Genomic DNA, 18,429 nt, shown 5'->3' on the forward strand with positions numbered 1-18,429 from the left:
TGGACTCGATCACTGTGGCGGGGCGGCTGTGCTTTGGGTGGTGCAAGGGCCAGCCCGAGGCGCTGTCGGAGAAGACTGGCAAGCCGGATGTGCGCGGTGCCTACGGGCTGCATGGCCGCGAAATGATCGGTTGGCTGACCCATCTGCAGCACACGCGGGCCAAGAACGTCTGGTTCGTCGGGATCCTTGACGAGAAGCTCGACGACTTCAATCGCAAGGTGTTCCAGCCGCAGATCGACGGCTCCAAGACCGGGCTCGAGCTGCCGGGGATCGTCGATGAAGTGATCACCATGGCGGAACTGAAGTCCGATGGCGGCGATCCGTATCGCGCCTTTGTCTGCCAGACGATCAACCCGTGGAGCTTCCCGGCGAAGGATCGCTCCGGTCGCCTGGACCAACTCGAAGAACCCCATCTCGGCCGCCTGATGGCGAAGATCCGGACACCGGCAGCCCCCGCAACAGACCGGCTGACCTACGCCCCACCACCTGCCGATCCGGCCGGTGCCGACCAATCCCAACCGCAATCCTGAAAATAGAAGGAGGTTCCTCATGGGTTCCTGGAACGATTTCAACGACGCGCAGAGCAACACCAACCTCATCCCGAAGGGCACGCTGGCCAAGGTGCGCCTGACCATCCGCCCCGGCGGGTTCGACGACGCCTCGCAAGGCTGGACCGGCGGCTATGCCACGCGCGGCTCGACCGGTGCTGTCTACCTGAACGGCGAGTTCACCGTGACCGAGGGGCAATACGCCCGGCGCAAGATCTTCACCCTGATCGGACTCTACAGCCCCAAAGGGCCAGACTGGACCAACATGGGCCGCAGCCTGGTGCGCGGCATGCTGAACTCGGCGCGGGGGATTTCCGACAAGGACATGTCGGCCGAGGCGCAGGCGGCGCGGCGGATCGGTGGGTTTGCCGATCTCGACGGGATTGAGTTCATTGCGCGTATCGATATCGGCACCGATGCAAGCGGTGACGACAAGAACGAGATCCGTAGCGCGGTCACGCCTGACCATCGCGATTATGCGCAGGTCATGGGAACGGCGCCCATGCAGTTCAGCGGTAGCGCCGGACCAGGGAACGCCCCGCAGCAGAATGCACCCGCCGCTCCATCGTCAAATCCGCCAGCAGCCAGCCCCGGTGCCCCCGGGCGGCCGAGCTGGGCCCAGTAAGGAGGATCGGTCATGCGCCTACGTCCCCGCCAGAAAACCTTCGTCGAGCGCAGTGTTGCTGCGCTCGGCCAACACGGCAACACGCTGGGTGTGGCACCCACCGGCGCGGGCAAGACCATCATGCTCTCGGCGGTTACCGGCGAGATGATCGGCGCCATGTCTGATGGTTTGGGGGCCAAGGCCTGTGTTCTGGCCCATCGCGACGAGTTGACCGCGCAGAACCGCGCCAAGTTCCACCGCGTGGTGCCAGAGATGTCGACATCCGTGATCGACGCCACCGAAAAATCCTGGGGCGGCGACGTCACCTTCGCCATGGTGCCCACATTGGCGCGGGCGCCGAACCTCGCCGACATGCCACGCCTTGATCTGCTCGTGATCGACGAGGCGCATCACGCGGTGGCGGACAGCTACCGTCGCATCATCGACCGGGTGCGTGACCTCAATCCCGACGCGAGGGTGTTCGGGGTGACGGCAACGCCGACCCGGGGCGACCGCAAGGGTCTGCGCGAGGTCTTCGACAATGTCGCTGACCAGGTGGGTTTGGGCGAGTTGATCGCGTCTGGTCACCTCGTGCCGCCGCGCACATTTGTCATCGATGTTGGCGTTCAGGAGGAATTGAAATCCGTCCGCAAGACCAGTGCGGATTTCGACATGACCGAGGTGGCGGACATCATGGACCGCGCTCCTGTCACCGACGAGGTGATCCGCCACTGGCGTGAGAAGGCAGGCGACCGGCAGACCGTCGTCTTCTGTTCCACCGTCGCCCACGCGGACCATGTGACCGAGGCGTTCCGCGCCGCGGGGATCACGGCCGCGCTGATCCACGGCGACTTGGCGACCGAGGCCCGCAAGGCCATCCTCGCCGACTATGCGGCAGGCGTCATCCGCGTCATCGTGAACGTCGCCGTGCTGACGGAGGGCTGGGATCACCCACCCACGTCTTGCGTCGTGCTGCTGCGGCCCAGTTCCTACAAATCCACCATGATCCAGATGGTCGGGCGCGGGTTGCGCACGGTCGATCCCGAGGAACACCCCGGCATCGTCAAGACCGACTGCGTTGTACTGGATTTCGGGACGTCGAGCCTGATCCACGGCACGCTGGAACAGGATGTCGATCTGGATGGCAAGATCGGCACCGGCGAAGCCCCGACGAAAACTTGCCCGGCCTGCGCGGCAGAGATCCCGCTCGCCGCCACCGAATGCCCGCTCTGCGGCGAGGTGTTCCTGCAGGATGAGGGCGAAACAGGCGCGGACGCAGCGCCGCTCTCGGGCTTCGTCATGACCGAGATCGATCTGCTGAAACGGTCCAGTTTCGCATGGGTCGATCTCTTCGGCACGGACGACGCGCTGATGGCCACGGGCTTTACGGCCTGGGGCGGCATCTTCTGGATGGACGGGGTCTGGTATGCAATCGGCGGGGCCAAGGGCGAGCGGCCACGCTTGTTGGGCGTCGGCGAACGCACCGTCTGCCTCGCGCAGGCCGACGACTGGCTCAACACCCACGAGAGCGATGAAAGCGCCTTCAAGACGCGCGGATGGCTCCGCCAGCCACCGACCGACAAGCAATTGAAATACCTGCCGCCCGAGTGTCGCCACGACTTCGGCCTGACGCGCTATCGCGCCTCGGCGCTGATGACCTTCGGTTTCAACAAGCGCGCCATCCATGCAGCCGTAAATGCGGTGGCTGGTCCCGAACGGAGGGCGGCATGACCCATGACCAAATCAAAGTCCATCGCGGCCGAGGAGCGGCGGCGTCTCTGGCATCCGCGTGGAACGCTCTGTGCTGTCTGCCGGCAACCCACGCGTGGTTTTGGCTGGCGCGATCCGGTCCGCCCGGCGGCTTCGCCGCCACGATCATCGAAATGTGCGCGTCCGCGCACGGGGCGGCCCCGGCCATCGGTCTGGTTCTGCTCGATGCCCTGCCAAGGCTTCTGGACGCGTTTGGCGCGGGAGCGTTTTGCCATGGTTGATCTGACCGAAGAAGAACGCGCCGCTGTCACCGCCACCATGAAACGCATCGCCATGCTGATGGACGAGATCGGCTGGCAGACCGCCTTCGCGGATCTGACCGAAGCACAGGTGCGCGCCCTGATCGAAGAGGCCGTCGAGGGCTTCCGCGAGGCCATGTCCGACATCGCGCGGGCCCAGACACAGGAGGTGCCGTTCTGATGCTGGACTTCAATCACCGGCCCTCCACGGCCGAGCGGATCAACGCGCTGGTCGACGCAGCCCTCATTGCCGAACGCGAGGCCACACCGCCCCGGACCTATCTCGGCGCTTCCCGCCTTGGGCATACCTGCGAACGCGCGCTGCAGTTCGAGTTCGCGGGTGCGCCAAAGGATGAGGGTGCGGATTTCGGCGGCCAGACGCTGCGGATCTTCGCCATCGGTCACCAGCTCGAGGATCTGGCGATCCGCTGGCTGCGCGCGGCCGGGATCGATCTGGTCACCCAAAAACGCGATGGCGGCCAGTTTGGATTCTCCGTCGCGGGTGGTCGCATCCGGGGCCATGTCGACGGGATCATCGCCGACGCCCCGGCGGCAGTTGGCATGCGCGTGCCCGCGCTGTGGGAATGCAAGACCATGCACGCCAAGAACTGGCGCGCCTGCGTCAAGGACGGCGTGACGGTCTCCAAGCCCGTCTATGCCGCGCAGATCGCGATCTATCAGGCCTATATGGAGCCCTCGGTGCCGGGGATTTCTGCGGCACCGGCGCTCTTCACGGCGATCAACAAGGACACCGCTGAGCTGCATCACGAGCTCGTGCCCTTCGATGCCGATCTTGCGCAGCGCATGTCCGACCGCGCGGTGCGGATCCTGCAGGCCACCGACGCGGGCGAGTTGCTTCCGCGCATCGCCGCCAACCGGGATTTCTTCGAATGCAGGTTCTGCGCCCATGCCGAGCGGTGCTGGGAGCTGGCCACATGACCGATGAGCCCACCGATCCATCAGATTCCGAACAGGATACACCCATGCGCGACGAAACAACGCCAGATACGCCCAAGGAAAACATCGTCCATTTCAATCCGTGGCGTGACTTCAACGACGCCGCTCCGCAAATCGACGTGTTCGGGGACGAGCCGGACCCTGCGCAGATCGCCCAATTCATGGAGGTCGTCTTCGGCTATTGCGACGGGCTGATTCCGGTCCGCAGCTTCATTGACAAGGGCCAGGGCATTGATGGTCGTCCGCATAACATCTGGCTCGATGCCGATCAGGCCGCGCCGGAGAAGATGGCGACTTTCGCCACGTGGGCCTCGCGTGAGGGCGCGGCGGTCTATGTGATCCCCGGCACAGTCGCGGCACCCGGGCAAGCCAAGGCCGCCGAAATCTTGCAGATGCAGACCGTGGTGGTCGATCTCGACACCGGCGATATCGCTGCCAAGCGCGCCCATCTGGAGCGTCACCTTGGGTCGCCGACCATAGTAGTGGAAAGTGGCGGTGTGACACCGGAGGGTCAGCGGAAAGCCCATGTCTGGTGGGCGCTGACCGAGCCTGCCGAGGGTGAAGACATAGCGCGCGTCTGCCGTCTGCGCGGCGACATCGCGGCCAAGGTCGGTGGGGACATGCATTTCCGCTCCGCACACCAGCCGATCCGGGTGGCAGGCAGCGTCTATTATAAGAACAGCCTCAAGACGCAGGTGCGGATTGTCGAGCTGAACGCCGACCGCGAGCGTGATCTGGCCGAGTTCATCGAAGCGGTCACTGACATGCCGCCCGCACCGGGCGTGTCGCTGCAGCCCGAGTTCACCCATCCGGACAAGCCCGCCATCGACGATGTGCTGATGACACCGGTGCGCGAGGGCGCGCAGGACGATTGGTCCCGCTTCGAAGGGGCATCCGCCGCGATCGGGCATTTCATCCGTATGGTCCACGAGGGACGGATGACAAAGGACGAGGGCTGGGAAGGCATCTGTGGCTACAACGCCGCGATGTTGCGGCCCCAGTGGCCGGTCGAACGGCTCAAGCGCGAATCCGAGCGGCTCTGGGAGCGGCATGTAGAGAAATACGGACCGCCGCTGATCCGGCTGGATTCCGGCGCACCGGGGCCGGTCGAGATGCCCGCCTTTACGCTCGGCGCGTTGCTGGACGACCAGAGCCCCATGCCGCAGGACATCATTGCGCTGCGCGTGCTGACGCCAGGGGGGCTGCTGGTGCTGGGTGGCGCGCCCAAGGTTGGCAAGAGCGATCTGCTGATTTCCTGGCTCGTCCACATGGCCGCGGGCGTGCCGTTCCTCGGCTTCACCCCGCCACGTCCGCTGCGCATTTTCTATCTGCAGGCGGAAATCCAGTATCACTACCTGCGCGAGCGGCTGAAGCAAATTGCCCTGCCGCCAGAGGTTCTGACGGCCGCGCGCGACACCTTCGTCGCGACGCCAAAGCTGAAGATGCTGCTCGACAACGAGGGCAGTGTGCGCGTGGCGCGCGCTGTCCAGACGGCTTTCCCTGATGCGCCGCCAGACATCCTCTGCGTCGACCCGATCCGTAACCTGTTTGACGGCGGGCCCGATGGCGGCGGCGAGAACGACAACACCGCCATGATGTTCTTCCTCAAAGAGCGGGTGGAGGTCCTGCGCGACCATATCGACCCCGACTGCGGTGTCATCCTGATCCACCACACCAAGAAGCTCAGCAAGCAGCAGGTGAAGGACGATCCCTTCCTCGCACTCTCCGGCGCCAGCGCGCTGCGCGGGTTCTATACCTCCGGCCTGATCCTGCACCGCCCCGATGAGGATTGCTCGCAGCGCAAGCTTGAGATCGAGCTTCGGAACGGACCCGCGCTGCCGCCCAAGCTGATCGACAAGGTTGGCGGCCAGTGGGTCGAGATCAACCCAATGAACGAACGCCTCGTCCGTCAGGTCGTTGGCGCGAAACACGATGCCGAACGCGATCGCAAGCGCGATGTCATCCTGTCGATCCTGATCGATGAGGCGGCCGAGGGCAAACTCTACACCTCGACCCAGTTTCGCGAGGCGTTCGAGAACCAGTGCGGCCTTGGCAGCCAGTTCACCATCCGCGACCGCATCAATGTGCTGGCGACCAAAGGCGACATCCGTTTCCTGCGCGACGGCACGAAATTCGGCCACTCCGTGGTCCGGTCGCGCTTCGGCTACCTCTGTGCCGAAGGTATGGTTTTCGGCCGCAAGGGCCGGGTCGATCCGGAGACCGGAGAGGTCCTGGACAGCGTCATTCCGGTCGTCCCGAGCCACTATAAATCGCCCTCCAACGGGCAGTGCATGGACCTCGAAGATCCTTCCGATTGGTCGGTCCGGGAGGAAGAAAATGCCTGATTTTGGCTTGTACGTCCTCTGTTCGACCTCAGGACAAACATGTTTGTCCTCCGCCGTTGTTCGTCCTCACTCCAATGAAATCAATCACTTGGAGCAAAAAGAGGTCGAACATGTTCGTCCTCTTGTACGACCTCTGTTTGTCCTCGAAACCCAAATAAATTCAGTGTCTTGCGCTAATTGGAGGACGAACAATGAAAGCCCCCATACTACGTATGGGGGGCCAACCAGCAGGTTTGGCCCCATCCCATACGTCGTGGGGTATCTGCGCGCGGGCAAGATCGTCGCGCACCCTTCACCTTTCGAGCAGCAATGGAGATGACAATGTCGAACAGGCAAATTGAACCCGTGTGCGAACACCAGACGGTAGCTTTGCCGGGGACCATCCTGGCCCTGGATCTCGGGACCACAACGGGCTGGGCGCTACGGTCCTCGGACGGCCTCATCACCAGCGAAACGGCATCGTTTCGCAACGGCCGCTTCGATGGCGGGGGCATGCGGTACTTGCGCTTCACGAACTGGCTGGCTGAGTTGGAGCGTCTGTCCGGTCCTATCGCTGCCATCTGGTTCGAAGAGGTCCGTCGCCACGCGGGCACGGATGCGGCCCACGTCTATGGCGGTCTGATGGCCACCCTGACCGCATGGGCCGAGCTGCGCGGCGTGCCTTACCAGGGCGTTCCTGTCGGTACCATCAAGCGCCACGCCACCGGCAAGGGCAACGCCAACAAGGACGCCATGATCGCCGCCGCCCGGACGCGTGGCTTCAGCCCGGCCGATGACAATGAAGCTGACGCGCTCGCGATCCTGCACTGGGCGGTCGACACTGAAGGAGGCGTGGCATGAACCGCATGAGCTTCGCCCCTCGAGGCTTTGGGGGAACTCGCCGCAGCCCCGATCAGGTCAAGAAGGATGGCTGGAAGGAACAAGGCGTTCTGGCTGTCTCCGTCGATGACAATCGCCTCACTTGGCCCGAGCGCGAGTTGGTCCGCCAGCTTGGCGAACGTCTTTACGGCAAACGAGACCAGGAGGCGCGCCATGACTGAATGGACCACAGCGCGCGTCGAGGATCGGCTGGAAAGCGCGGCCGACGTCTTCCGCACCTTGCCCGGCGTCATGCCGCAGGGCTTCTTCAACGCATGGCCCGAGTATTTCCACAGCTTCGCGGACAAGGTCGGTCAGGAGCCGCAGATGCGCCGCCCCCGACCGGGTCCGCGCCAGATTTCTGAAGCCGAGGAGGCATTGCTTTGGCTGCGCTGGCTGGAGCGGGACGATGCCAGGATCGTCTGGCTGCGCGCCGAACGAACGGCGTGGAAGCCGATTTGTTGGCAGATGGGGATCAGCCGGGCAACCGCGAACCGCAGGTGGCAGTACGGCATTGCGATCATGGTTTGGAAGCTGAACGGGAAAAGGGTGCCAACTAAAAGATCAATCGACTATATCGTGCGAGAAGCTGGTTGAGCACGGGAAGATAGATTTGTTCGCATTTGTTGACGAAACCGGGAATACTGGGTCCAACATATTTGATGCAGCGCAGCCGGATTTTTTCACTGGAGCGCTCATCACCAAATCTAACTTCGATGTGCTTCAAAAGAAGTCGCTCAGTGCCCTCTGCCGGAAACATGGCATCGGATCCCTTCATGCCTCGGTCCTCGGCTTCGGCCCGATTGAGAAGATTGCCCCCGACCTCCTCAATCTCCTGAAGAAGGTCGACGCAAGATTCTTTGTTTCGAGAGTGGTGAAGCGATATCTGGTCGCCACCAAGCTTTATGACACCTTTTTCGACTCCGGTGAAAATCCTGCGGCGAACTGGAATGCCTACAACGTAAGGGTGCTGAAGCTGACCCTGTGCTTCAAGGTTGCGACGATCCTTACCGAAGAGATCGCACGCGAGTTCTGGTCAATGTTGATGGCCCGCAACGAGAAACAGGCGCGCGCGAAAATCCCCGGCATCTGCGACGCCATCCTTGAGAATGTGCATTTGCTTGCTGACCAAAGGTCGAGAGATGTTGTCACGGAAACCTTGTTGTGGTCTCGCGACCACCCGGAAGCACTTGATATTTTCATCGCTGGACGTCAGGCAAAAAATGGGCACATGCCGAATATGGTTGGGTTTGTGGGGCTTCTCGATGGCCTCGAGGGATTTTCAAAGCGCTGGAACCGCCCGCTCAGAAAGATCGTCCACGACCGACAATCGCAATTCGAAGGCTCCCTCGAAGAATGGCACCGGATGTTTTCAAACGCTTCGGGCGAGCCCATCCACCTGCCAGGTGAGAAGATGGTAATGCGTAAGGTACCTGGATCGACATTCGAGGTTTCCAGCTCCGACGATAGTGCTGGGATACAGGTCGCAGATCTGACGCTTTGGCTGTTTCGGCAGTTTCTCTCGGGAAAGGATATCCCCATCGGATCGGCCGCCATCCTTAGCTACGTTTTCAAGAAGGGCTATCAGCAGGATTTCTCGTTCCAAGGCGTCGGCGACCAAGTCGAAGAGAAGCTCCGGGATATCATGGAGAAAGACATCCCCGCCGAGGCGATGGAGGCAGGTCGAAGTCTGCGTGAACAACAGGAGCAACTGCGACAACATCTACTCGCTAAGTATGAAGAAGATGGTCTGATGCCGTATCAGCGTGGTCCGATTAAGCTAGTGTCGCCGACTGGCGACTGAGCCGTTTGTCAATACTATTCTGCTTCGTGAGACAATTTCTTGCGAGACATCGCAAGGCGAGACAGATCACCGTAATTTCGCTATCAATATAGATATACTCGAGAGAAGTGCGCGCGGGACGGACTGCGTGGCTGGACCCCGGGGGCCAACCAAGGGTCCAGCTGGCATCCAGCGCGCTAACCCACTGAATTCGCGGGTCCTTCCTGGCCCCAAAAGTATACGGGCGGGCGAAGCGCGCAATATCGCCAGCGACAGGGCCGTTTTTTTGGGAAGCCACCCCAGCTGGCATCCACCCGCGATCTTCTGAAAACAACAACAAAACAAACTCTTGGAGCCGAAAACCTCGGTTGCCGCTGGACCCTTTGCGGAGTCCAGGCTGGTTGCCGGTGTCCAAGGATCCACCCCATTGAGGCGAACCGACCAGCATGACCCTGAGCTTTGCCCCGGACGCGATCGAGACCTGGCCGCTGGCCAAGCTCCAGCCTTATGCGAAAAACGCGAAGGCGCATGGCGCAGACCAGGTTGCGAAGATCGCCGCCAGCATGGCCGAATTCGGCTGGACCGTTCCCTGCCTTGTGGCCGAGGACGGCGAGTTGATCGCGGGCCATGGCCGGGTACTGGCGGCGACCCAGCTTGGATTGACCGATGCGCCGGTGATCGTGCTTGGGCATCTGACCGAGGCGCAGCGGCGGGCCTATCGCATCGCGGACAACAAGCTGACGGAACTCGGGACCTGGGATGCAGAGCTGCTGTCGGCGGAGCTCAACGAGTTGCTGACCGAGGACTACGACCTGTCGCTCATCGGGTTCGATGACGCTGAACTAGAGGCGCTGTTGGCCGGAGAGGTCGATCCTGAAACCGCGTCCCGCGACGGCGAGGACGATGTTCCAGAGGCCCCCGAGACCCCGATCAGCCAACCCGGCGATTTATGGGTGCTGGGCAAACATCGGCTGCTCTGCGGCGACGCGACAGTGGCCACCGACGTCGAGCGTCTGCTGGGTGATGTGAAACCGCTCCTGATGGTGACCGATCCGCCCTATGGCGTCGAATACGATCCCGGCTGGCGCAACAAAGCAGGGGCAGCCGCGACCAAGCGCACGGGCAAGGTGCTGAACGATGACCGCGCAGACTGGCGCGAGGCTTGGGCGTTGTTCCCGGGCGACGTAGCCTATGTCTGGCACGGTGCGCTGCATGCGACCACGGTCGCCGACAGCCTGATTGCCTCAGGCTTCAACATCCGGTCGCAGATCATCTGGGCAAAAGACCGCCTGGTGCTGAGCCGCGGCGATTATCACTGGCAGCACGAGCCGTGCCTTTATGGCGTGAAAAAGACCGGCAAGGGCCATTGGGCCGGTGACCGCAAACAAACAACGCTCTGGCAGATCGCAAACAAGGATCAGGACGCGGAAACCGTGCACGGGACCCAGAAACCCGTTGAATGTATGCGCAGGCCGATTCTGAACAATTCCAGCCCCGGACAGGCGGTCTACGAGCCCTTCATGGGATCGGGCACCACGCTGATCGCGGCGGAAACCACGGGCCGCGTGTGCCTCGGGATCGAACTCAACCCGGCCTATGTCGATGTCGCCGTGCAGCGCTGGCAGCAGTTCACCGGCCAAGTGGCCGTGCTGGACGGGATCGGCCAGACCTTCGCCGATCTCACGGCCAATCCACGCTGAGGCGATGCATGACCTGGCTTTACATCCCTCCGGACGCGATTTCGGAGCCGGAGACCTGTTCGGCCTCTCACTCTGTTCCGGCGCAGGCGGGCTCGACCTCGGGCTCACCATCGCCGTGCCCGGATATCGAACTGTGGGCCATGTCGAACGGGAAACCTATGCCGCGGCCATTCTCGTGGCACGGATGGAAGAGGCGGCCCTGGATCCGGCACCTGTCTGGGACGACGTTGCCAGCTTCGACGGTCGCCCATGGCGCGGCGCGGTGGACATCCTCACTGCGGGCTATCCGTGCCAGCCATTCTCCGTCGCGGGTAAGCGCCGGGGGGCGGACGACCCGCGCCATCTCTGGCCCCATGTCGCCCGCATCATCGGTGAGGTCGAGCCGCCCTTCGTGTTCCTCGAGAACGTCGCCCATCATCTCCGCCTCGGATTTCCCGAAGTCGCCGGAGGGCTGGTCGGCATGGGCTACCGCCTTGCGGCGGGCCTCTTCACGGCGGCGGAAGTCGGCGCGCCCCACAAGCGCGAGCGGCTCTTCATCCTCGCCACTCGCGAAGGCGACGAGTTGGCCGACCCCGCGCGCCTGCTCCGGGACCCGCTCGAGCGGTGGGAACCGGACGGAGATGCTGCGGCTCTGGCCAACGCCACGGGCGAGTGCCAACGAGAACCGGCAGACAAAACCGACCCCGTCACAGTCAGCGGGCAAGCACGGGATGAATCTGGCGACCTCGGCCGCGATGTGGCCGACGCCGCAGACGGACAGCTTTCGCAGCCGGGGCGGTGCCCGGAAACACGAGAAGGGTCTGGATGGCATGGCCCGGGACTGGCCGACGCCGATGGCGACGGACGGCAACAAGCCGAGCGCGGGCAATCGCAAATCGGCCGACCTGACCAGCGCCAGCCAGTTATGGATGACGCCGACGGCGCGCGACCACAAGGATGGCGCGACGACATTGGCAAACACCCCGGTGAACGGCCTGCTTGGCCGCCAGGTCCTGGTGACGCCGACGGCTGGGAGCGATACCTCCGAGCCGCGCCGGACCTTGAACCCGCTGTTCGTCGAGGCGCTGATGGGCTGGCCCACCGGGTGGACCGGCTTCGCCTCTGTGGCAACGGCGTGGTCCCCTTGGTTGCGGCGCATGCGCTTCGAACTCTCGCGGCTGAATTGCTGGCCGATGGATGAAGCGGCGGTATGAAGCAGTCCCGCCTGATGTCGCTTGCCGAGTCCATCGCCAACGTGGCGGTGGGCTATGGCGTTGCGGTTCTGACGCAGATCCTGATCTTCCCGACCTTCGGGCTTCACACGACGCTGGCGCAGAACCTGAAAATGGGGGCGATCTTCACCATTGTGAGCATCGCCCGATCCTTCGCCCTGCGGCGGGTGTTCGAGGCGATCCGGATGCGAAAAGCCTGTAGCGCGGACTTAAGCGCTCTACGATCGCCCGAACGAACAACCAACTAGATGGAGTAACTGCCGAAGGGTTTTCCGAACTTCTCAACGCCCGACTTTCCTAGCAGCGTGAGTTTGTTGTGAAGCTTGTGGCCGGGAGACGCGTTTCTGGCTTCGCGCGCCCAGACCTTGGCATCTACCTCCCAGACATCGAAGTTGATCCCATCCGGAGTGAAAGCACAAAGAACGACATCGACCCGTTCGAGGAGCGTGTTGAGACATCCCCACTGGGTGTTGCGCCCCTTTGCCGTACGCAGGGTGGCTGGACGGCCGTCTGGTAATTTGAGCTCGGTTGCCACAGGGCTGATGAGCTCGCCAATTTGACTCGCGAGTGCCCGGCCAGCCGAGATGCCGAACTCATAGCCTTCGCGGCCTGTTACTTCATCCTGTCCACCGCCCGGCTTAGACGGTTTTGTCGATACGACCTTGGGTGCCTTCGGGAGAAAATCATCCAAGGCACGAACGGCCACCGATGCAGCTGATAGACTGGGGTTTTGGGTTAAGAATTCGCCGAGACGGGATGCCAGATTGGAATCCAGTCGAACTGTGATCGAGTCGACCATGCGCGCACCTTTCAAGATGGTTGATGCACGCATCTTGCAGCCTGACGACAGGATTCGTCAAGAGGTATGATGCATACCTCTTGACGTTTTGTGACTCCGCGATGCTGCGCACAATCAATCGAGGCGGTACACGCGCCCCCGGTCCTCGACCTTCTCCGAGGTCACTTCGAGCCCGAGCTTCTTCTTCAGCGCACCCGACATCGCGCCGCGCACTGTATGCGACTGCCATCCGGTCGCGGCCATGATCTCTGCAATTGTCGCGCCGTCCGATGCGCGCAGCATCGTGATCAGCGTGGCCTGCTTGGTGCCCTCGCGCCGCGTGCGCGTCTTGGGCGCAGGATCCTCGGTCGGCTTGGTTTCCGCGCTGTCAGTCTCGATGCCGATGGCGGCAAGGCCCGCTTCGGTGGCGATCAACGTGACGCCGTGGCCATCGCCCGTTTCGCGCCAGACTGGCTCGCCCTTGCGCATGTCGGCGTCGACCTCTTCGAGGAAGCGCTTGGTGAGCATGGCGGCGACTACCTTGTTGGCGGCTCCGACGCGCAGGCTGTCGGGCAGCGGCAATGCGATATGGTTGTCGCGATTGGCGGCGGCGCTGAGAATGATGGCTTGGGTGTCGGTGAGTTTGGTCATGTTTGCCTCCGGTTTTGAGCCGCGCGGGGTGCGTGGCTTCTACCGAGGCGAGCCCGCCGCTTGGGCGGGCCGGGACCGACGCGCAGTGGCTCAGTTGTCGCGCGTGGTCAGGGCGAGCAGGACGGCCGCCATGCCGCCGAGATATTCGCTGCGGCGAAACACGATCTCGTCGATCTCGCTCGCGGTATTGATGGTCGGCTCGACCTGAAGGTCGCCTGCCATGTGCGGCATCAGGCGGGTGGCCTCGAGGTTGTAACGCTCTGCAAGGGTGCTGCTCATCGGGCTCACTCCGCGTGCTCGCCTTCGCCGAAGGCGCTGTCGGTGATACGCTTCAGGAGGCTGGCGTAGTTTTCGAGGGTGCCGACATGGCCCCAGTTGATCTCGTCGGGGTGGGCGTTGAAATGCTCGTTGCTCAGGCTCGACAAGCGGGCCAGCATCTCGTCGATCTCGGCCTTGTTGCCGATGAAGGCGTTGAGCGCTGCTTCCTTGTTCCGCGCAACCTTCTCGGCGCGAAGTTGGTGGCGGGGCGTTGTCTGGGGGTTCAGGCGGGTCATCGTGGCGGCTCCTTGGTTTTGCGCTACCGCTGCGCTGCTTGAGCGCGGCGGTGAGTTGCATCGTTTTTGCAGGATCACGTTCGCTCTGCTTCGGAGGCTTATCAACTACATAAGCAAATGATTTTGAATGATAATCGGAGTGCGCAATGGAGGGTCTGAGCGAGCGCCAATACGCCGCCCGCGTCGGCCTTTCACGCGGGGCAATCCAGAAGGCCAAGGCGACAGGACGGCTGGTGCTGCATGCCGATGGCAGCATTGACGCGGTGGCCAGCGATGCTCTGCGCGCTGAGGCGACCGATCCGTCCAAGACACGGAAAGCACCGCAGCCAAAGCTCAAACCCGTCCCGGAGGCGGCGGTATCCGCCGTAGGCGAAACGCTGCGCGAACAGGGAATGGCAGCCCCGCCTGTCGGCAGCGGCACCACGTTCCTGCAGGCAAAGACGGCCAATGAAGTGCTGAAGGCGCAGGAACGCCGTATCCGGCTGCAAAAGCTGAAGGGCGAGCTGATCGACCGGGCCCGCGCTGTGTCGCTCGTGTTTCGGCTGGCGCGGCAGGAGCGCGATGTCTGGATCAACTGGCCCGCTCGGGCGGCGGCGTTGATGGCGGCCGATCTGGGTGTGGAGCCCGCCGCGATGCAGAAGGTCCTGGAGAAACATGTCCGTGCCCAGCTCGACGACCTTGCCGAGGTCAAACCCGATCTCCGGTGATGCCGACGATATGCCGGATTTCGATGGCGCGGCGGAGATCCTGCGCGCCTGGGGTGCGGGCCTCACGCCTGACCCGGACCTGACCGTGTCGGAATGGGCGGACCGGCACCGGATGCTTTCGGGTCGCGCATCGGCCGAACCCGGGCGGTATCGCACGGCGCGTACGCCCTACATGGGCGAAATCATGGACCGGCTGTCGCCCGGCGATCCGACACAGCGGATCGTCTTCATGAAGGCCGCGCAGGTCGGTGCGACCGAGGCAGGCAACAACTGGATCGGCTTTGCGATCCACCAGGCGCCGGGCCCGATGCTCGCGGTCCAGCCGACAGTGGAACTGGCCAAGCGGAATTCGCGGCAGCGGATCGATCCGCTGATTGACGAAAGCCCGGAACTGCGGGAGCGGGTCAAACCGGCGCGCTCGCGCGATGCCGGCAACACGATGCTGTCCAAGGAATTCGCGGGCGGCATCCTGATCATGACCGGCGCGAATTCGGCGGTCGGGCTGCGCTCTACGCCTGCGCGCTACATTTTCCTCGACGAGGTCGATGCTTATCCGGCGTCCGCCGACGAGGAAGGCGATCCGGTGACGCTGGCCGAGGCGCGGTCGTTGACCTTTGCCCACCGGCGCAAGGTGTTCCTGGTCTCGACGCCGACGATACGGGGGATGAGCCGGATCGAACGGGACTATGAGGCCAGCGACCAGCGCCGGTTCTTCGTACCTTGCCCGCATTGCGGCGCGATGCAGTGGCTGAAGTTCGAACCGCTCCGCTGGGAAAAAGGGCAGCCGGAGACGGCGGAATATCACTGCGAGGGCTGCGACACGCCCATCGCGGAGCATCACAAGACGGCGATGCTGGAGGCTGGCGAATGGCGAGCGACTGCGACGGCAGCGGATCCCAATACGGTCGGCTACCACCTCTCGGCGCTCTATTCGCCCATCGGCTGGCTGAGCTGGGAGCGGATTGTGCGGGCGTGGGACGCGGCACAGGGATCGGACGAAGCGATCAAGGCCTTCCGAAATACGATCCTCGGCGAGACATGGGTCGAGACCGGTGAAGCACCGGACTGGCAGCGGCTCTACGATCAGCGGGAACGCTGGAAACCGGGCACTGTCCCAGCGGGCGGGCTGTTCCTGACCGCCGGGGCCGACGTCCAAAAAGACCGGATCGAGGTCGATGTCTGGGCCTGGGGGCGCGGGCTGGAAAGCTGGCTCGTTGATCACATCGTCATCGAAGGCGGGCCCGACCGGCACGAGGCTTGGGACGAACTCACGGACCTGCTCGGGCGCACCTGGCCGCATGAGCGCGGCGCGCATCTGAAAACCGCGCGGCTTGCCATCGACACCGGCTACGAGGCCCCAGCAGTCTATGGCTGGGCACGTGCTCAAGGGTTCGCACAGGTGTCGCCGGTGAAGGGCGTCGAAGGGTTCAATCGGTCGAGCCCGGTGTCGGGGCCGACTTTTGTGGACGCGACCGAGGGCGGCAAACGTCTGCGCCGGGGCGCACGGCTCTGGACCGTGGCGGTGTCGACCTTCAAGGCCGAGACCTATCGCTTCCTGCGGCTCGAACAGCCGACCGAGGAGGACATGGTGGGCGGAGCGGCATTCTCACCCGGCACGGTTCACCTGCCGCACTGGGTCGAGAACGAATGGCTGAAGCAGTTGGTGGCCGAGCAGCTGGTCACCGTGCGCACGAAGCGCGGCTTCGCCCGGCTGGAATGGCAGAAACTGCGCGAGCGCAACGAAGCGCTGGACTGCCGGGTCTATGCCCGTGCCGCTGCCTGGATCGCGGGCGCGGATCGCTGGACCGACGAGAAATGGCGCGATCTCGAGGATCAGCTCGGGGTCGCTGACGCTTCTGCGGATCCCGCGGGGCAGATCAACAGGCAAACGCAGACGTCGCATGGCAAACGCCAATCCGACTGGCTCGGACGGCGCGGGGGATGGTTTTGAAATGACGGACTGGACGGAAACCGAGCTGTCGGCGCTGCGCCGGGCCTACGCCAGTGGAACGACCCGGGTCAGCTATGACGGAAAGTCCGTCGATTACGGTTCGGCCGAGGATCTGCTGGCGCGTATTCGTACCATCGAGCGCGCCATCACCGGGACGACACGGCCACTGCCGGTTGCTGGTCTTGCGGGCTTTTCGCGCGAAGACCGCTGATGTCGACCAACTGGATTGACCACGCGATTGCCACAGTGGCACCGCGAACTGCGGCCCGCCGCGTGCTGGCGCGGCAGGCGTTTGAGACCCTGACGCGGGGTTATGACGGCGCCGCGAAGGGGCGACGGACCGATGGCTGGCGCGCGCCGGGATCCTCGGCTGACACCGAGGTCGGCATCGCCGGGGCGCTCTTGCGCGACCGGATGCGCGATCTGGTGCGCAACAACCCACATGCGGCAAAGGCTGTGGCGGTGCTGGTGAACAACATTGTCGGTGCGGGCATCATGCCCCGGGCGGCCAGTGGCACCGACAAGCTGGACCGGAAGGTCGATGCGCTGTTTGCAAGTTGGTCGGACGCGGCTGACGCCGACGGCCAGCTCGACTTCTATGGTCTGCAAACGCTGATCTGCCGGGAAATGGTCGAGGCAGGCGAGGTCCTGGTGCGCCGACGTCTGCGCCGCGCGAGCGATGGCTTGCCCGTCCCGCTGCAATTGCAGGTGCTGGAGGCCGACTTCCTCGACGCGACGAAATCCGGTGTCCTCGACGCGGGACGTCTGGTCCAGGGGATCGAGTTCGACCCGGTCGGCAAGCGTCGGGCCTATTGGCTGCATGCCGAACATCCCGGTGACGCCTATGGTGCTTTGCAGAACGGTCTGCAGAGCCGTCCAGTCCCGGCAACCGAGATCGCTCATGTGTACGAAAAACAGCGCACGCAGGCGCGCGGTGTGCCCTGGGGCGCGCCGGTGATCCGCAGCTTGCGCGATCTTGACGACTACGAGGTCGCCGAACTTGTCCGAAAGAAGACTGAGGCCTGCGTGACCGCCATCGTCTTTGGAGATGACGAGGCGCAGCAGGGCATTGCGCCTTCCGTGGTCGATGCTGACGGCAACCGGGTGGAGCAGTTCGAGCCGGGGCTCATTGCCTATGCCCGCGGCGGCAAGGACATCCGGTTCAACCAGCCCTCCGCCACCGGCGGCTACGGAGACTACAAGCGGGCCAGCCTGCACACGATCTCGGCCGGGTTCCGGGTGCCCTACGAGCTGCTGACCGGCGATCTCAGCCAGGTCAACTATTCCTCGATCCGGGCCGGGCTTGTCGAGTTCCGCCGCCAGATCGACGCCGTGCAATGGCAGCTGTTCATTCCGATGTTCTGCGCCCCGGTCTGGCGCTGGTTCACCGAGGCCGCGTGGGCCGCAGGGCAAATCCCATCGCCGGACGTACCGGTCGAATGGTCGCCGCCCAAGTTCGAAGCGGTCGATCCGCAGAAGGACGCAATGGCCAACCTGCTGTCGATCCGCTCCGGCACCATGACGCTGGCCGAGGTGATCGCCCGGCAGGGGCGCAACCCTGACGCCGTGCTAGCGGAAATCGCCGCCACAAACGCCAAGCTCGATGCACTCGGGCTGGTGCTCGACAGCGATCCGCGCCGCGTCACCAAGACCGGCAGCGCACAGACCAGCGATCCGGCGAATGATCCGGCCAATGACCCGGCGAGCGATCCGGAAGACGACTCCAATACGGACCCGGCGCGGCCCGACTCCGACGAACAGGACTGACCAACA

General features: G+C 63.7%; 22 protein-coding genes and 1 pseudogene. 19 read left to right on the plus strand and 4 right to left on the minus strand.

Annotation, left to right across the window (positions count from 1 at the left end; translation table 11 throughout):
- From OS190_RS08830 to OS190_RS08900, 15 genes and pseudogenes are all read left to right on the plus strand, one after another.
- The coding region (locus OS190_RS08830; protein WP_267158333.1) for an ATP-binding protein at nucleotides 1-530 on the plus strand (530 nt) is incomplete at its 5' end.
- Between the two features lie 19 nt (nucleotides 531-549).
- Nucleotides 550-1,173: a hypothetical protein gene (locus OS190_RS08835; protein ID WP_267158334.1), complete on the plus strand. Its 624-nt coding sequence runs from the start codon at nucleotides 550-552 to the stop codon at nucleotides 1,171-1,173.
- Nucleotides 1,174-1,185: 12 nt separating this feature from the next.
- Nucleotides 1,186-2,883, plus strand: coding sequence for a DEAD/DEAH box helicase (locus OS190_RS08840; RefSeq protein ID WP_267158335.1), 1,698 nt, complete (start codon nucleotides 1,186-1,188; stop codon nucleotides 2,881-2,883).
- The gene (locus OS190_RS08845) at nucleotides 2,880-3,143 is read left to right on the plus strand and encodes a hypothetical protein (protein WP_267158336.1); all 264 of its coding nucleotides are present in this window, start codon (nucleotides 2,880-2,882) and stop codon (nucleotides 3,141-3,143) included. Before OS190_RS08840 ends, OS190_RS08845 begins: the two co-directional genes overlap by 4 nt.
- Nucleotides 3,136-3,342, plus strand: coding sequence for a DUF6511 domain-containing protein (locus OS190_RS08850; RefSeq protein WP_267158337.1), 207 nt, complete (start codon nucleotides 3,136-3,138; stop codon nucleotides 3,340-3,342). Before OS190_RS08845 ends, OS190_RS08850 begins: the two co-directional genes overlap by 8 nt.
- Nucleotides 3,342-4,100: a hypothetical protein gene (locus OS190_RS08855; RefSeq protein ID WP_267158338.1), complete on the plus strand. Its 759-nt coding sequence runs from the start codon at nucleotides 3,342-3,344 to the stop codon at nucleotides 4,098-4,100. The genes OS190_RS08850 and OS190_RS08855 overlap by 1 nt, the downstream gene beginning before the upstream one ends.
- On the plus strand, nucleotides 4,097-6,463 hold the full coding sequence (locus tag OS190_RS08860) for an AAA family ATPase (RefSeq protein WP_267158339.1): 2,367 nt from the start codon (nucleotides 4,097-4,099) through the stop codon (nucleotides 6,461-6,463). Before OS190_RS08855 ends, OS190_RS08860 begins: the two co-directional genes overlap by 4 nt.
- Nucleotides 6,464-6,784: 321 nt before the next feature.
- Nucleotides 6,785-7,303 carry a crossover junction endodeoxyribonuclease RuvC gene (locus OS190_RS08865; protein WP_267158340.1) on the plus strand — a complete coding sequence of 173 codons (519 nt, stop codon included), beginning with the start codon at nucleotides 6,785-6,787 and terminating at the stop codon, nucleotides 7,301-7,303.
- Nucleotides 7,300-7,503 (plus strand): hypothetical protein, encoded by a 204-nt coding sequence (locus OS190_RS08870; protein ID WP_502212083.1) that lies wholly within the window; start codon nucleotides 7,300-7,302, stop codon nucleotides 7,501-7,503. Before OS190_RS08865 ends, OS190_RS08870 begins: the two co-directional genes overlap by 4 nt.
- Entirely contained in the window at nucleotides 7,496-7,918 is a 423-nt protein-coding gene (locus OS190_RS08875; protein ID WP_267158341.1) for a DUF6362 family protein, read from the plus strand. Before OS190_RS08870 ends, OS190_RS08875 begins: the two co-directional genes overlap by 8 nt.
- A 16-nt stretch (nucleotides 7,919-7,934) precedes the next feature.
- Nucleotides 7,935-9,125, plus strand: coding sequence for a DUF3800 domain-containing protein (locus OS190_RS08880; RefSeq protein ID WP_267158342.1), 1,191 nt, complete (start codon nucleotides 7,935-7,937; stop codon nucleotides 9,123-9,125).
- A gap of 425 nt (nucleotides 9,126-9,550) precedes the next feature.
- Nucleotides 9,551-10,804 (plus strand): site-specific DNA-methyltransferase, encoded by a 1,254-nt coding sequence (locus tag OS190_RS08885; protein ID WP_267158343.1) that lies wholly within the window; start codon nucleotides 9,551-9,553, stop codon nucleotides 10,802-10,804.
- A gap of 4 nt (nucleotides 10,805-10,808) precedes the next feature.
- Nucleotides 10,809-11,309, plus strand: a pseudogene (locus tag OS190_RS08890) (DNA cytosine methyltransferase); the annotation flags it as partial.
- Between the two features lie 205 nt (nucleotides 11,310-11,514).
- Nucleotides 11,515-11,997: a hypothetical protein gene (locus tag OS190_RS08895; protein ID WP_267158829.1), complete on the plus strand. Its 483-nt coding sequence runs from the start codon at nucleotides 11,515-11,517 to the stop codon at nucleotides 11,995-11,997.
- Nucleotides 11,994-12,263 (plus strand): DUF7220 family protein, encoded by a 270-nt coding sequence (locus OS190_RS08900; RefSeq protein WP_267158344.1) that lies wholly within the window; start codon nucleotides 11,994-11,996, stop codon nucleotides 12,261-12,263. Before OS190_RS08895 ends, OS190_RS08900 begins: the two co-directional genes overlap by 4 nt.
- Here the strand turns inward: OS190_RS08900 and OS190_RS08905 are convergent.
- From OS190_RS08905 to OS190_RS08920, 4 genes are all read right to left on the minus strand, one after another.
- Nucleotides 12,260-12,847, minus strand: coding sequence for a hypothetical protein (locus OS190_RS08905; RefSeq protein ID WP_267158345.1), 588 nt, complete (start codon nucleotides 12,845-12,847; stop codon nucleotides 12,260-12,262). The two genes, OS190_RS08900 and OS190_RS08905, sit on opposite strands and share 4 nt — an antisense overlap.
- 81 nt (nucleotides 12,848-12,928) lie before the next feature.
- Entirely contained in the window at nucleotides 12,929-13,444 is a 516-nt protein-coding gene (locus tag OS190_RS08910) for a DUF3489 domain-containing protein (RefSeq protein ID WP_267158346.1), read from the minus strand.
- Nucleotides 13,445-13,534: 90 nt separating this feature from the next.
- Nucleotides 13,535-13,723, minus strand: coding sequence for a hypothetical protein (locus OS190_RS08915; protein WP_267158347.1), 189 nt, complete (start codon nucleotides 13,721-13,723; stop codon nucleotides 13,535-13,537).
- Between the two features lie 5 nt (nucleotides 13,724-13,728).
- Nucleotides 13,729-13,998 carry a hypothetical protein gene (locus OS190_RS08920; RefSeq protein WP_267158348.1) on the minus strand — a complete coding sequence of 90 codons (270 nt, stop codon included), beginning with the start codon at nucleotides 13,996-13,998 and terminating at the stop codon, nucleotides 13,729-13,731.
- Nucleotides 13,999-14,144: 146 nt separating this feature from the next.
- Here OS190_RS08920 and OS190_RS08925 point away from each other — a divergent pair, with 146 nt between their 5' ends.
- From OS190_RS08925 to OS190_RS08940, 4 genes are read left to right on the plus strand one after another with little or no spacing between them, the layout of a single operon-like run.
- Nucleotides 14,145-14,705, plus strand: a complete 561-nt coding sequence (locus OS190_RS08925) for a hypothetical protein (protein ID WP_267158349.1) — start codon at nucleotides 14,145-14,147, stop codon at nucleotides 14,703-14,705.
- Nucleotides 14,653-16,656 (plus strand): phage terminase large subunit family protein, encoded by a 2,004-nt coding sequence (locus OS190_RS08930; protein WP_267158350.1) that lies wholly within the window; start codon nucleotides 14,653-14,655, stop codon nucleotides 16,654-16,656. The genes OS190_RS08925 and OS190_RS08930 overlap by 53 nt, the downstream gene beginning before the upstream one ends.
- 1 nt (nucleotide 16,657) lies before the next feature.
- Nucleotides 16,658-16,867: a phage head-tail joining protein gene (locus OS190_RS08935; protein WP_267158351.1), complete on the plus strand. Its 210-nt coding sequence runs from the start codon at nucleotides 16,658-16,660 to the stop codon at nucleotides 16,865-16,867.
- Nucleotides 16,867-18,423, plus strand: coding sequence for a phage portal protein (locus OS190_RS08940; protein ID WP_267158352.1), 1,557 nt, complete (start codon nucleotides 16,867-16,869; stop codon nucleotides 18,421-18,423). Before OS190_RS08935 ends, OS190_RS08940 begins: the two co-directional genes overlap by 1 nt.
- Nucleotides 18,424-18,429 lie beyond the last annotated feature (6 nt).

The organism is Sulfitobacter sp. F26204 (genome assembly GCF_026410305.1).
Classification (GTDB): domain Bacteria; phylum Pseudomonadota; class Alphaproteobacteria; order Rhodobacterales; family Rhodobacteraceae; genus Sulfitobacter.